Source organism: Staphylococcus sp. EZ-P03, assembly GCF_003344575.1.
Classification (GTDB): Bacteria; Bacillota; Bacilli; order Staphylococcales; family Staphylococcaceae; genus Staphylococcus; species Staphylococcus simulans_B.
The window spans coordinates 1-15,208 of record NZ_QPMO01000013.1 but is presented as its reverse complement, the minus strand read 5'-3'; the positions used below and the strand labels follow the sequence as shown (position 1 = coordinate 15,208).

Annotated in this window: 13 protein-coding genes; 4 read left to right on the top strand and 9 right to left on the bottom strand. The window is 38.6% G+C overall.

The features are described 5' to 3' along the window. Nucleotides 1-101 precede the first annotated feature (101 nt). The 9 genes from DVJ99_RS07530 to DVJ99_RS07490 form a co-directional block, all read right to left on the bottom strand. On the bottom strand, nucleotides 102-1,250 hold the full coding sequence (locus tag DVJ99_RS07530; RefSeq protein WP_114603762.1) for an FAD/NAD(P)-binding protein: 1,149 nt from the start codon (nucleotides 1,248-1,250) through the stop codon (nucleotides 102-104). Between the two features lie 136 nt (nucleotides 1,251-1,386). Then, nucleotides 1,387-1,758 carry a Na+/H+ antiporter subunit G1 gene (locus DVJ99_RS07525; RefSeq protein WP_114603761.1) on the bottom strand — a complete coding sequence of 124 codons (372 nt, stop codon included), beginning with the start codon at nucleotides 1,756-1,758 and terminating at the stop codon, nucleotides 1,387-1,389. Beyond that, nucleotides 1,736-2,032 (bottom strand): Na(+)/H(+) antiporter subunit F1, encoded by a 297-nt coding sequence (locus tag DVJ99_RS07520; protein ID WP_114603760.1) that lies wholly within the window; start codon nucleotides 2,030-2,032, stop codon nucleotides 1,736-1,738. Before DVJ99_RS07520 ends, DVJ99_RS07525 begins: the two co-directional genes overlap by 23 nt. Beyond that, nucleotides 2,032-2,511 carry a Na+/H+ antiporter subunit E gene (locus tag DVJ99_RS07515; protein ID WP_114603759.1) on the bottom strand — a complete coding sequence of 160 codons (480 nt, stop codon included), beginning with the start codon at nucleotides 2,509-2,511 and terminating at the stop codon, nucleotides 2,032-2,034. Before DVJ99_RS07515 ends, DVJ99_RS07520 begins: the two co-directional genes overlap by 1 nt. A gap of 1 nt (nucleotide 2,512) precedes the next feature. Next, nucleotides 2,513-4,009 carry a Na+/H+ antiporter subunit D gene (locus DVJ99_RS07510; RefSeq protein ID WP_114603763.1) on the bottom strand — a complete coding sequence of 499 codons (1,497 nt, stop codon included), beginning with the start codon at nucleotides 4,007-4,009 and terminating at the stop codon, nucleotides 2,513-2,515. Continuing rightward, nucleotides 3,996-4,346 carry a Na+/H+ antiporter Mnh1 subunit C gene (mnhC1, locus tag DVJ99_RS07505; protein WP_105993647.1) on the bottom strand — a complete coding sequence of 117 codons (351 nt, stop codon included), beginning with the start codon at nucleotides 4,344-4,346 and terminating at the stop codon, nucleotides 3,996-3,998. The genes DVJ99_RS07510 and mnhC1 overlap by 14 nt, the downstream gene beginning before the upstream one ends. After that, on the bottom strand, nucleotides 4,346-4,774 hold the full coding sequence (locus DVJ99_RS07500; RefSeq protein WP_105993648.1) for a Na(+)/H(+) antiporter subunit B: 429 nt from the start codon (nucleotides 4,772-4,774) through the stop codon (nucleotides 4,346-4,348). Before DVJ99_RS07500 ends, mnhC1 begins: the two co-directional genes overlap by 1 nt. Beyond that, the gene (locus DVJ99_RS07495) at nucleotides 4,755-7,172 is read right to left on the bottom strand and encodes a Na+/H+ antiporter subunit A (protein WP_105993649.1); all 2,418 of its coding nucleotides are present in this window, start codon (nucleotides 7,170-7,172) and stop codon (nucleotides 4,755-4,757) included. The genes DVJ99_RS07500 and DVJ99_RS07495 overlap by 20 nt, the downstream gene beginning before the upstream one ends. 125 nt (nucleotides 7,173-7,297) lie before the next feature. Further along, nucleotides 7,298-7,681 carry a kinase-associated lipoprotein B gene (locus tag DVJ99_RS07490; protein WP_114603758.1) on the bottom strand — a complete coding sequence of 128 codons (384 nt, stop codon included), beginning with the start codon at nucleotides 7,679-7,681 and terminating at the stop codon, nucleotides 7,298-7,300. Between the two features lie 72 nt (nucleotides 7,682-7,753). Between DVJ99_RS07490 and DVJ99_RS07485 the strand changes: the two genes are divergently transcribed. From DVJ99_RS07485 to DVJ99_RS07470, 4 genes are all read left to right on the top strand, one after another. Then, nucleotides 7,754-8,350 carry a peptidylprolyl isomerase gene (locus DVJ99_RS07485; RefSeq protein ID WP_105993651.1) on the top strand — a complete coding sequence of 199 codons (597 nt, stop codon included), beginning with the start codon at nucleotides 7,754-7,756 and terminating at the stop codon, nucleotides 8,348-8,350. A gap of 94 nt (nucleotides 8,351-8,444) precedes the next feature. Continuing rightward, on the top strand, nucleotides 8,445-8,702 hold the full coding sequence (locus tag DVJ99_RS07480; RefSeq protein WP_114603757.1) for a DUF1871 family protein: 258 nt from the start codon (nucleotides 8,445-8,447) through the stop codon (nucleotides 8,700-8,702). An 18-nt stretch (nucleotides 8,703-8,720) separates the two neighbouring features. Next, entirely contained in the window at nucleotides 8,721-9,251 is a 531-nt protein-coding gene (locus DVJ99_RS07475; RefSeq protein WP_114603756.1) for an NUDIX hydrolase, read from the top strand. Nucleotides 9,252-9,683: 432 nt separating this feature from the next. Beyond that, nucleotides 9,684-15,208 (top strand): lectin-like domain-containing protein (locus DVJ99_RS07470; RefSeq protein WP_114603755.1); only part of this gene is annotated, 5,525 nt, incomplete at its 3' end.

The following is a 15,208-nucleotide window of genomic DNA, read 5'->3' as shown; positions in this document are numbered from 1 at the left end:
ATCGGATGGTTGTCTAAATGATAGAATTCGAAGAATTCCAATCAAAATTAAGTTCTTTAAATTATTCACCCACCACAAATGGTGGAGAACCTATTTTTATGCTATGAAACTTTAACATCTTCATTGAGATAGGCTTTAGCAATACGGTCAGCAGCTTCTCTGCCGCCCGCAAAGCTTCTTGCGAATGGTCCTAACTCTATATCTGCAAGTGCACCGGATACAAATACACCAGGCATCCATTCTAAGCTTTCGCTTAGTTTAGGGTGCTTTGTTTCTGTTAAAGGTGCTTGGTTGTGCTGCACAAAGTTTTGAATGACAGGTAGCTGCATTATATTATTTTTAAAGCCTGTCGCAAGCAGGATAGTATCATAATCATACGCTGCTTTGTCAGTGATGATTTGGTGGTCTTTAATGTCTTTGATTTCATTTACATGTATTTGAAGCTGTCCTTCTTGAACATGCTTCTTAAGACGCAAATAAAGCTCTTTAGGCATAGAGCCTTTGTGACGTTCTTGAGCAATGATATTCAAGCGCTCTTTGGATGAATCGATTTCACGATAATGTGTCATTTTCTTCGGACCGAGCCATCCTGGATCAGCATCAAAATCATAAACTTCTATATCTTTATTCATCCATAAGTGGATTACATCAGAAGCGGAATCTTCAATCAATTTTAATGTTAAATGTGCTGCAGTGATACCGCTGCCGATGACGTGAGACGCATTATGATAAGGTGTTTCTGTATCATCAAAGATATGTTGTACATCAGGCTGATTTTGATACATATCTGGAATGTGCGGGATATTATTACTGCCGATGGCTAATAAGAGGTGGTCGCTGATAACACTGTCGTGTGCTTTCATATCGACTTTCCATTGCCCATCGACTTGTTCGACGTTCGTCGCAATATCTTTAATGTGGCGGCTGTTTAAATCGAATTCATGCAGCATTTTATGCACATGGTCCATGAACATATCACGTTGCGGGCGCTGATATTTACCGTAAGTTGCTCCGGTATATTGGTGGTGTTTGGCGAATTTTTTCAAGTGGAAAGGATCGGGATGTACATGATGCACATGCGGTGAGCGTAAGAATGGCATACCGATTCGGCATGAGAAGTCATCAAATTGTTCACACAAGGAGTCATGAGGGTCAATAATAGTCAATGCTTCAGCAGGAAGGCCTGAAGCGCGTAATTTTATAGCAATTGTTACAGCGTGAATACCGCCGCCAACGATTGTCCAAGACATAGCGTCACCTTCTTAAATCGTAATAGTTTCGATTTATTTAATATAGCACAAGTGACTGCTGTTCTCAAGTTAGAGCCAATAAAAAAGACGCTGTAAAAGACTGATTAAACAGCTTTTACAGCGTCTGAAATCTTCATTATGATTTACTGGCAGGTTTTGGTTTTTCTTGTTGTGCTTCGTTGATTTCATCTAATTGTGTTGATTTAGAATAAGGTGTTTTGACTTTATATGCCGCTTTGATAATCAAGTGGCTGGATAAAGGACCTGTAATTAAAATGAATAAAATCCCGATTAATAACTGCGGATTAACGAAGTGGTCTTTACCGATAAAGTATAAGAAAACACCGAGCATCAAACTCATAGATCCTAATGTAGCTGCTTTACCAGCTGCGTGAGAACGTCCGTAAACATCTTTAAGACGCAGGATACCGATTGAAGAAAGGGCGCTGATGATCGCTCCGATGACAACAAAGAATAATGCTAAACTAATCATTACTGTTTCTATCATGTTCGATCACCTTGCCTTTCTGCATATATTTGGCGAAAACAGCTGTACCTAGGAATGCGATAATTCCGATTAAAAGTATTGCGGAAATCATGTATTTTGTATCTAAGAAGATACTGAACAATGCGACGATAGCCATCAGCTGAATACCAATCGCATCTAGGGCCACAACTCGGTCTGCAAGAGAAGGGCCGAGCATTACACGGACAAGCATACCTAGAATCGACAGTGCAACAATGACAAGTGCAATGATAATTACTACGTTAAAGGCAAACATTATGCTTCTCCCACCTCTCTGACAGCTTTTTCTAATGACGATTTGATACCTTCGATTTCTTCTTCTTTAGTACTGAAATCTAAACAGTGAATATAGATTTTTGTTTGATCATCACTGACACCGAGAACAATCGTTCCTGGAGTTAAAGTGATGAGGGTACTTAATACGACAACTTCCCAAGACTGTTTTAAATCTGTGTCATAGACGAAGAATGCTGGTTGATTGTCGATTTTCGGTTTAACTACAATTCGGATAACATCGATATTAGCTTTGATTAATTCGATTAAGAAAATCACCATTAATTTAATCACATAATATAAAGTCACGATGTAGAAACGACCAGGTAAAATTTTTCGCATTAAGTAAACGAGCAGCAGCCCGAAAATAAATCCGAGTACGAAATTGTTAAGAGTGTAGCTGTCATTGACAAACAGCCAAAATATAGCAAGTAAAATATTAACTAAAACTTGAATTGCCATATTATTTCACCCCCAATACGCTGTCGATATATGCTTTAGGGTCGTAGAAAGTCACTGCTGCTTCTTTGATAAACGGATATAACCAATCTGCAGCAAAACTGAACACAACACATAATGCGACAGCAAGAATAGCGACGCTGAGCAAGCCGCGATAATGTAATTTATGGTTGATCTTATAACCTTTTGCTTCACCGAAGAAGCCTTTAATAAAGATTTTCATAACAGAGTATAAAATCAACAGACTTGAAAGCAATACAACAATACCGCTGATATAGAAGCCTTTTTCAAAGGCAGCTTTGACGATAAACATTTTACCGTAGAAACCGCTGAAAGGCGGAATACCAGCAAGGTTTAAACATGCGATAAAGAATGTCCAACCTAAAATCGGATAGCCTTTAATCAAGCCGCTGAACTTCCGTAAATCTGTGGTATTAGTAATCTTAAGCATAATACCGATTAAGAAGAATAAAGCAGCTTTAATGAGCATGTCATTGACTGTGTAATACAATGCGCCGATAATACCATCTTCATTCATCATTGCTACACCGACTAAGATAATACCGACCGCAATCATAATGTTATACAAGATGATTTTCTTAGTGTCGTTATAGCTGATGGCTCCGATAGAACCAAAGATGATCGTAAGCAATGCTAAGATCAGCACGGTATAGTGCGAGAATGAAAGCGAGTCTGCAAAGAACAAGCTTAATGTTCTTGCGATTGCATAGACACCGACTTTTGTAAGCAATGCACCAAAGAATGCGATGATTGCGAACGGAGGTGCGTAATATGCACCAGGCAACCATACATACATTGGGAAAGCACCGGCTTTTGTCGCAAATACGAATAGGAACATGATAAAGACAATGCTGACCAGTCCGCTGTCTGTATCTGACAAGTGGCCGAGTTTCTTACTGATATCAGCCATATTCAATGTGCCGACGACAGAGTATAAAATACCGACTGCCATAACAAAGAAGGCTGATGATGCTACGTTTACGAGCAAGTATTTGATACTTTCTTGCAGTTGGATTTTAGTACCGCCGATAACCAGCAATGCATAAGACGAAATTAAAAATACTTCGAAGAATACGAACATGTTGAAAATATCGCCTGTAATAAAGGCACCGATGATACCTGTTTCCATAAACATTACTGCAAAGTAATAGTAATATGTTTCGCGATGCAAGCCGATAGATTGATATGAGAATAAGATAATCAATATCGTTACAATCAAGCTTGTAATGACTAAAATGGCACTGAATAAATCAAGTACAAATACAATACTGTATGGTGCTTTCCATGAACCTAATTCTAATTTAAGAGGGCCATGGTGCCAAACGTTAATGAAGTTGACAATCGCAAAACCTAAAGCAATTAATGATCCTGCTAAAGCAACATAACGTTTAATGAAAGGGCGCTTGCCGATAAATACGAGTACAACTGCTGTAATCATTGGAACAATCAGCATCGCTGCAATCAAGTTATCTTGAGTCATCATCTTCAGGCACTCCCTTCATTCTTTCTACGTTGTCAGTTCCGAGTTCTTTATAACTTCTAAAGGCAAGTACTAAGAAGAACGCGGTTACTGCGAATGAAATAACAATCGCAGTTAAAATCAATGCTTGCGGAATAGGGTCGACGTAATTTTTTGTACCGTGTTTGAAAATAGGTACAGTACCTTCGCCCAAACCGCCCATTGTAATTAAAAACAAGTTGGCTGCGTGCGTTTGAACAGCGGTACCGATAATGATTCGAATCAAGCTCTTAGATAAAATGAGATAGATACTGATTGATGTTAAGATACCGCAAACAATAATCATAATTATTTCCATTACTCATTCTCTCCAATCGCTAAAATAATCGTCATTACTGTACCGACTACTGCAAGCAGTACACCTAAGTCAAAGAAGACTGCAGTGTGGATTTCCATTGGTTTTAATAATGGAAGCGGAATTTCAAACACTTTGTGTGTGAAGAAATTCTTGCCGTATAACCAACTTGCCATAGGTGTTAATACACAAAATGTTAAGCCGGCAGCAATTAATTTTTTAAAGTCCCATGGGAAGATTTTACGCATGGTTTTAACGTCATAGGAAACTGCCACAAGTACTAAAGAACTTGAAACGAGCAAGCCTCCGATAAATCCTCCTCCTGGTTGATAATGTCCGTTAAGGAATAACGAAAAGGCAAACATCATGATCAGGAAGAAAATGACGATTGTTGAATACTGAAAGATAATATCATTTTTCTGTTTGTTCATTTTCTTCCACCCTTTCATAACCGTTTTTGTGTTTAGAGCGCAATTTAATCAATGTGTAAACACCAAGTCCTGCAATACCGAGTACAGATGATTCGAACAATGTATCGGTACCACGGAAGTCGACAAGGATAACGTTTACCATGTTGTTACCATGCGCTAAGCTAAGCACATTGTCTTTATAGAATTGTGCAATTGATTCGAAATGTCTGTTACCGTATGCGATTAAACCGAGTACAGTCACTACTAAACCAACGCCGCCTGCGATAATCGCATTAACAACTTTGAATGAAGTAGATTCATTGTGTCGGTTTAAGTTAGGCAAGTGGTAGAAACATAATAAGAACAATGCTGTTGAGATTGTTTCAACTACGAATTGTGTCAATGCCAAGTCCGGTGCGTTAAAGAAGATAAAGAATATCGCCATAGAATAGCCGACCGCACTCAACATGATAATGCTGAACAATCTTGAACGCGCAAATACAATCATTGTAGCAGATGCAAGAATCATCACTACGATAATGATTTCATAAGATCTGACGCGTGTAACATGTTCAAAATTCAATGTGAATGGCATGCATAATATTGTAATGACTGCTAACGCAATCAAACTTCCCATAATGACAAGTAATTTATTGCGGATAAATCCGCTCATATAAGTGTTTGTGACTTTTTTAGAATAGCTTGGCAAGTTATCAGATGAACGATTGTAGAAATAGTTAAGTTCTAAGCGTTCAGGGATAGCTTCCAAGATTTTAACCCACTTATGATAAGCCAAGATCAATAAGATACCGATGACGTAAATGACTAACGTTGAGAAGAATGCAGGTGTGAAACCATGGAATAAATGGAATTCTGCATCTGGCAGCTCAGCATTACGTATCGCCTGACTGGCAGGATCGATAATCGGTTTAGCTAAAAGACCTGGGAATAAACCGAAAAGTACGACTAATACGGCTAAAAATGCCGGCGCAATCCACATTAATACTGAAGGTTCATGTGGTTTGTGCGGTAAATCGTCCGGTTTGTAAGAACCCCAGAAGATTTGACCGATAAATCTTACTGAATAAACGAATGTAAAAATACTGCCGAGTATTGCGACAATCGGAATCAGTACACCCAGTGTATTCAAACTGAAAATACCGGCATGTGTAACATTAATCATCGCTTCAAGGAAACTTTCTTTAGATAAGAATCCGTTGAACGGCGGAACACCGGCCATACTTAGTGCTGAAATTACTGTGATTGTAAATGAAATCGGCATAACGGTCATAAGTCCGCCCAATTTACGCACATCACGTGTTCCTGTTTCATGATCGACAATACCTGCAATCATGAAGAGGGCACATTTGAAAGTGGCATGGTTGATTAAGTGAAAGACTGCTGCAACGAAAGCTGCGGCATACATCTGACTTTGTTCACCTTGGTAATGGAAACTTACTGCACCAATACCAAGCATGGACATGACCATACCGAGTTGTGAAACCGTCGAGAATGCCAAGATTCCCTTCAAATCTGCTTGTTTTGTCGCATTTAAAGATGCCCAGAACAATGTAATTAATCCAATTGCTGTTACAGCCCAAATCCATCCTTGAGACAAGGCGAAGATAGGTGTAAGACGTGCAACTAAGTAAATGCCTGCTTTTACCATGGTAGCTGAGTGAAGATAAGCACTGACTGGTGTTGGTGCTTCCATTGCATCTGGCAACCATATGTAAAATGGAAATTGTGCAGATTTTGTCATTGCGCCAAAGAGTATTAAAATCATAGCCAAAATAAAGAATGGACTCGATTGAATCTCAGAGGCATGAGCAATGAGATGGCGAATACTTGTTGAATGTCCTGAAAGTGTCATTAAGATAAGGCCGCCGAGTAAAGATAGTCCGCCGAATACTGTAATTAATAATGACTTTTGCGCACCATACAATGAAGCATGGCGTGTACGCCAAAATGAAATTAATAAGAAACTAGAAAATGAAGTCATTTCCCAGAATAAATACAGCATGAAGACATTATCAGATAGAACGACGCCTAGCATTGCACCCATAAAGAGTAGTAAATAGCAATAGAAATTCCCTAGTTGTTCTTTTTTGCTTAGATAGCTGATTGAATAGAAAGTAACGAGTGAACCGATACCTGTAATCAATAAACTGAATAATAAACTTAAGCCATCTACATATAAATTAAAGTTCATACCGATCTGCGGCATCCATTGCAATTCCGCAAATCTAGGTTTACCTGACATCGTTGTCGAAATATAAGTTAAGAAATAAATAAATAAAACGACGGGGACAGGCAATACGAACCATCCTATATGTATACGTTTAATAAAACGATAAACAATAGGGATAATGAGTGCAAAGATGAACGGCAACAATACCGCTGCATGTAACCAACTCATTATTTGTCCTCCTTTGAATATAAGATAACCCCATTATACATCAATGTGATAGGGGTAAAAACCTTGATTTTCAGTAACCCGCTTACATTTCACGGAACTGTTAAATAAGAAGAAACACATGATTTTTATTTGAAAGTTTTTTTATACTGAACGCTGTAATCTTTTTTGAGAGTATTTAAGTTCTCTAAAGAACGTTTTGCATGTTCAGTATCTTGTTGCTGCAATTGTTCTTCTAAATCCGTAATCGCTTGCTGCAGAGAGTCCGCGTAATCTAAAGTTTCTACGTTGAAATCACGTAATTTAGAACGTGGTGTGAATCTCTTTTCGTAATGACTGAGTGCACGGCGTTCATGGAAGAAGACACCATCAACTGCGTTCGGGTTATGCAAGTCGCCTTGTTTAGGATGCTTGATGACTTGTTCGACTTGAACCAAGACTTCCCCGTTGTCTTTCTCTTCTACAATAGATACACCGTAAGTTCCGGTTTTATGTGAGAAACGATATAACATTTTAATACTTCCTTTCTGTTCTATATGTTAATATTGTGATATATCAATCTTAACATGAATGGAGTATTTAACATGGCAAACTATCCTCAATTAAATAAAGAAATACAAGATAATGAAATTAAAGTAGTAATGCATACGAATAAAGGCGATATGACATTTAAATTATTACCGGACTTAGCACCGAAAACAGTAGAAAACTTTGTAACACACGCTAAAAACGGTTATTACGACGGCATTACATTCCACCGTGTTATCAACGATTTCATGGTACAAGGCGGCGACCCGACAGCAACAGGTATGGGCGGCGAAAGTATTTACGGCGGTTCATTCGAAGATGAATTTTCAATGGAAGCTTTCAACTTATACGGCGCATTATCAATGGCTAATGCAGGACCGAATACAAATGGTTCTCAATTCTTTATTGTACAAATGAAAGAAGTACCTGAAAACATGTTGAATCAATTAGCTGACGGCGGTTGGCCAGAACCAATCGTAGAAGCATACGGTGAAAAAGGCGGTACACCTTGGTTAGACCAAAAACATACAGTATTTGGTCAATTAATCGATGGAGAAGCGACTTTAGAAGATATCGCAAATACTAAAGTAGGACCTCAAGACAAACCTGTACACGATGTAGTCATCGAATCTATTGATGTAGAAGAAAAATAATCTTGTACTTTAATGAAAAATGAATCCGATACAGCTCGATTTGTGAAGACGCAAATCGGGCTTATTTTAAGTAATAGAGGAGGGTACTGATCGAATGGAAAAGAATGAAGTCAACATTGCCTTATACCAATTATTAGCAGATTGGAATCCGATGCAATTTCAAGATAAAACGATGGGCGATGCGGAAGTATATGAAATGATGGATGCAGTGCATCAAGCAGAAAACGCTGATGAACTTGCTCAGAAGTTTCAAGATATCTTTATATTTTCATTTGAAGAACGCTTGCCGATAAAAGCATGCAAACAAAAAGCTGATGAAGCTTTATCATTAGAAGGCACGTGCGGATTATAATACAGGAGGGACAGAAAAATGTCTGAAATGCTGGATTTATATGATCAATACCGCCAAGCACTTAAAGGACAAGTTGTTGAACGCGGGCACCAATTGCCAGAAGGCACGTATCATTTAGTTGTACATGTGTGTGTATTTAATCAAAAAGGCGAAATGCTGATTCAACAAAGAAAACATGATAAAAAACTATGGCCGGGATTATGGGACTTTAGTGCAGCTGGTGCAGTGATGCAAGGAGAAACAAGCAATCAGGCAGCACAACGAGAAGTCAAAGAAGAACTGGATTTAGACTTGGATTTCTCTTTAATGCGTCCGCAACTAGCTATGACTTACACTGCTGGGTTCGATGATATCTATTTGATTCAAGCAGATATCGATGAAACGGATATTTCCATTGAACCAGAGGAAGTCGAAGCTATCCGTTTTGTGAATCGCGAGACACTGTTAGACATGCTTGATTCAAAGTCATTTATTAATTATAAGCCGGGTTTGATTGCGCTTATTTTTGATTTTATTGCTTCGCAAAATGATGGGATGTACCAATCATAATGCAGCAATCATGAAACTTCTATATTTCATTATATATTCATCTAAATAGACATGGATAAATGGGTCATTTTGATCGGTTTATCCATTTTTTTAATTTCGATACAATCAAAACACATACAGTGTGTGCAAGAGAAAACGCTTTAGTTTGATTTTAAATGTTACAAAAATATTAAATTTTCATAAGAGAATAATCACAAAAATAGTTGCTTCATATTAACTATAAACACGAAAAACAAAGTAAGCATCAATTAGTGATTTTAAAGCTTGCAGTGGTGCAACAATATATGAAATTTGCATATTCAATGCAGTAAACAACAAATACAATCAATAATAATTACTTAAAAAACGATAACATTTCTATTATATACAAAAACGTACCTCCAATTTATAATTATAAGGTAGTTCAAAACTTAATATATCGGAGGACATCACATGAAGAAATTGGACTTTTTGCCTAATCTGAAGAATAGATACTCAATTAGAAGATTTTCTGTAGGAACAGCGTCTATCTTAATCGGGTCTCTATTATTTTTAGGTCACAACGGCGAAGCCAAAGCAGCAGAGAATACAAACGATACAACAGTTGCTGAGGCAACAAAAGCATCAAGTACAGCGCAGCCGACCACTGCAGCTGAAACTTTGCAAGAAAACACAGCACCAGCAACAGAGACAAATGCTGACAAGACAGCACCTAGTGCTTTAGAACTTGCGAAAACACAAGCATTAAAGCAACTTGAAACTTATAAGCATTTATCTGAAACACAGGTTCATCAATTCACTGAAGCCATCCAGCAAGCAAAAACAGAAGCGGATGTTCAAACAGTGGTTGAACATGCTAAAACAACAGAAGATGAAGCGGTTCAAAAAGAAGAACAAGCAAAGGCAGAGGCAGCCAAAAAAGCAGCTGCAGAAACAGCTTCAACGAAAACGCAATCAGCAGCAAAAACAACTGAGACAACTTCAAACACTGAAACAGCCAAAACACCAGCAAGCGAAACAGTTTCACCATCAGAAACAACACCGGCACCATCGGTTGCGGTTGAACAAACAACACCGACTGTTGAAGCAGCCGCTTTAAGTGTTGAACAAAAAGTGGAAAAAGTAAGAACAGCTTTAGCTGCTGATTACGATAATGCTCAAATAGACGAAGTGTTATCAGTAATTGATGTCAGCAATTTAACGGATGAACAAATTAAAGCAGAAGCTTTAAGAATATTATTAGGCCGTGCATCAGAAGAAAAAGACTTCTACAGCCCGCAAGCTACATTGCCAAGAACAGAAGAGGCAGAACAAAAAACAGCTGTGCGTGCTTTTAGTGTAGATACAACTAAAAAAGATGAAGTGGTCGTTACGCCAGAAAACTTTAATGATTATTTCTGGACTGTTGATGATGCGACTTATGATAAATCTACGGGTATTGCGACGTTAACTCCGAATGAAAGAAGTAAAAAAGGTTCAATTTCATTAGATACTAAAATGAACATCAATAAGGACTTCCATTTCTCTGGTGAAGTCAACTTAGGTGATAAAGGGGAAGGGCACCCTAAAAACGGCGCAGAAGGCGGCGATGGTATTGCCTTTATTTTCAACCCGGGCAATACACATGAATTAGGACTTTATGGATCTGCTGTTGGTATGGGCGGACTTAAATATGCCTTCGGCTTTAAATTAGATACTTATGTAAATAAAAGCTATGACCCGAAAGGTAAAAGTAATCCTGATCCGAACCAATTCTATAATAAAGGCTCTTTCGGGGCATTTGCGTGGAGTAATTCATCTGGTATAGTTTCAACGCAATCAGGTAACGCAGGCTGGGACGCAACTATGTTAAATCCTCAACCAGCGGATAACCAATTCCAAACGTTCACAATCGACTACAATGGTGAAACTAAAGATATGACAATCACGTATGCGGGTCAAACATGGAAACAAAATATGAAGAATTACTTTAGATACACGCATAAAAATGAGTATGCATTATCTATTGCGGCATCTACAGGCGGTGCGTATAACTTACAACAAGTTAAAATTAAAGAATTCACTTATACTGCAGGTGCATTATTTGAAGAAGACTTTATTGATGCGGATACACATGAATTATTTGACCGTCCGATTCGTACATCTGGTGATGTAGATAAAATCATCACTGTACAAGATCATTCTGCGTATTTAGCTGATAAAGGTTATAGATTATTAACTGAAGATGATACATTGGCACCGACATATAACAAAGCAAAGCGTACGGTTAAATTAACGAATGAAAGTCAGTTCATTTTATATCATGTAAAAGATATTCAAGCACCGGTCATCGGAGATATCGCGGATCAGTCAGTAGGTACAAACACTGAAATGGCACCGTTGGTTTTAGATATTACAGATAATAGTAAACATCTTGCCTCTAAAACAGTGACAGGCTTGCCTGACGGCGTTACTTTCAACAGCGATACCAATACGATTTCTGGTACACCGACTGCGGCGGGTACATCTACTGTGACAGTTACAGCTACTGACCATGCTGGATTAACTACGACTAAAACATTCACATATACAGTAACTGATACACAAGCACCAACAATTACACCAGTAGGCAATCAAACAGCTGAAGCATATAATACGATTGCGCCGATTACAATCGCAGCACAAGATAATTCACAAACAGCACCGACAGTAACGGTAACAGGTCTGCCTGCTGGATTAACTTATAATCCGACAACACATCAAATTACAGGTAAACCAACAACAACAGGTACATCAACAGTAACTGTAACAGCGACAGATGCGGCAAATAATACCAGCACTTCTACATTTGATATTACAGTTCAGCCTAATCGTGCATTAAAAGCTTTAAGAACAGCAGTCGCAGATGCGAAAACAGTAAATAAAGCAGACTATACTCCTAACAGCGTGGCAGCGTTAGACGCTAAAGTAGCTGAAGGAGAAGCATTGCTAGCACATCCTGAAAATGGTTCAACTGAACAATTTAATACAAAAGCACAAGAAGTGACTCAAGCTAAAACACAATTAGTTCGCCGTGCTGATAAAACAGCATTGAAAAAAACAATTGCGGATGCAGAAAAGATTACTAACTTAGATCCGACAAAAGCAATCGATCAGCAATTAAAAACTGCTTTAGCCAATGCCAAAACAGTTGATGCAGATTTAAATGCGACACAAACAGCGACAGATGACAGTAAAAACAGCTTGATTAATGCGATTCAAGAAAAGTTAAGAGCGGATGCATATGAAAAATTGCAAGAAGCAGTAGCTAGAGGGGTGCAAGTCGCAAGTACAAACGGCTATACACCAAACAGTATTCAAGCAGTCAAAGATATGATTCAAAAAGTGAATCCTTTAGTAACAGCATCTATGTCTGATGATCCAGCGGTTCGTAAACAATTTACAGTAGCGCAAATCGAGCAGGCAACTAAAGATATTAATGACAGTATTTCTGGTTTAGTACGTCAAGCAGATAAAACAGAACTGCAAAAAGCAATTGATAAAGCAGGTACGTTAGGTACATTAAATCCATCAGATAAAGAAGACAAAGCAGTTCAAGATAAATTAGCAGCAGCAAACCAAGTAAAAGCTGACGGTAATGCGACACAACAACAAGTCACTGATGCTACAACTGCATTAAATAATGCGATTAATAAAAAATTGTATCAAGATGCATTAGATTTACTTAACGCAGCAATCAGAGATGCAAAAGCTGTAACAAAAAGCAATTACACACCTCAAACAGTCGCACCATTTGAAGCGGCGATTACTGCAGGTGAAACTAAAGCAGCAGATACACATGCAACACCTGAACAACTAAAAGCAGCAGCCAAAGCAATCAAAGATGCGCAAAATCAATTACAGCCTGTATCAGATAAAGCAGCTTTAAAAGAAGCCATCAAAAAAGCAGAAGCATTACAAGGATTAGATCCGACTGATAGAGAAGATAAAGCAGTACAAGATGCGTTGGCAGCAGCTAAAACAGTTGACGGCAATGCCAATGCCACTCAACAACAAGTAGCAGCAGCAACAAAAACATTAAACGATGCATTAGCAGCGAAAGAACGTCAAGATGCATTAGATGTACTTAACGCAGCAATCAAAGATGCTGAAGCTGTAACGAAAAACAATTACACACCTCAAACGGTTACACCATTTGAAGCAGCGATTACAGCAGGAAAAGCTAAAGCAGCCGATGCACAAGCAACGCCTGAACAGTTAAAAGCAGCAGCACAAGCGATTAAAGATGCTAAAAATGCTTTGAAATTAAAAGCAGATAAAAATGCATTGAACACATCTATTGCAACTGCAGAAGCATTACCGCCGTTGAAATCAGGAGATCCTGAAGATGATGCAGTAAAAGCAGCATTAGCAAAAGCTAAAGCGGTACATGCTGACCAAAATGCTGATCAAGCAGCAGTAGACGCAGCAAAAGTTGAATTAGATAATGCGATAAATGCTAAGAAGGCACAAGATGCAGCGGATGCGCTTAAACAAGCAGCATTAGATGCATTGAAAGCAGAATTAGCTAAAGCAGCGAAAATTAATAAAAACAACTTCACACCTGAAACAGTGACACCTTTAACTGAAAAAGAAAATGCAGGTAAAGCTATCGTTGCAAACCCTGATAATCAAACAGTTGAAGCTATCAACGCAGCAACAGAAGCACTTAAAGCAGCTGAAAATGCACTACAAGCCAAATCTGATAAAGCCGCATTGCAAGCAGCTATTGATAAAGCAGATGCACTTACAGGTTTAAATCCAGCGGATAAAGAAGATAAAGCAGTGATTGATGCACTAGCAGCAGGTAAAACAGTCAACGCTGATCAAAATGCTTCGCAACCAGCAGTTCAAGCAGCGACAAAAGCTTTAAATGACGCTTTAGCAGCAAAAGAACATGCGGATGCTTTAGATGCGTTAAAAGCAGAACTTGCTAAAGTAGCAGGTATCAATAAAAATCAATATACACCAAACAGTGTAGCGCCATTGAATACTAAAGAAACAGAAGGCAAAGCTATCGTTGCAGCACCAAATGCAAAAACAACTGATGAAATCAAAGCAGCAACAGAAGCATTGAAAGCAGCAGAGGCAGGATTAGTTCAAAAAGCAGATAAAACTGCATTGCAAGCAGCAATTAATAAAGCAGAAGCTTTACCAAACTTGAAAGCAAGTGATCCTGAGGATAAAGCAGTACAAGATAAACTTGCTGCTGCACAAGCAGTCAAAGCAAATGAAAATGCAACACCAGCTCAAGTTGCAGAAGCGACACAAGCATTAAATGATGCCATCGCAGCAAAAGAACGTCAAGATGCTTTAGATGAATTGAATAAAGCGATAGCTGCAGGTGAAGCGGTTAATAAAGCTGACTATACTCCTAATTCAGTAGCACCATTAACAACAGCTATCAATGAAGGTAAAGCAAAAGCAGTAGATGCTAATGCAACACCTGAACAATTGAAAGCAGCTGCACAGGCGATTAAGGATGCACAAAATCACTTACAACCTGTGTCAGATAAAGCGGCTTTAAAAGCAGCCATCAAAAAAGCAGAAGCACTACCAGCATTAAATCCAGCGGATAAAGAGGACAAAGCGGTTCAAGACGCATTAGCAGCAGCGAAAACAGTTGACGGCAATGCCAACGCAACACCAACTGAAGTTGCGGCAGCAACTAAAGCATTAAATGATGCCATCGCAGCGAAAGAACGCCAAGATGCATTGGATGAACTTCAAAAAGCAATTGATGCGGCAAATGCAGTGAATAAAAACGACTATAAACCAAGCACTGTTACACCATTAGAAAATGCAGTAACAGCAGGCGAAGCAGCGAAAGCTGATGCGACTAAGACTCCAGAAGAGTTGAAAGCAGCGGCAAAAGCAATCAACGACGCTAAAAATGCATTACAAGCGAAAGCGGATAAAGCTGGTTTAGAAGGTTCAATTGCGACAGCCGAAGGCTTAGG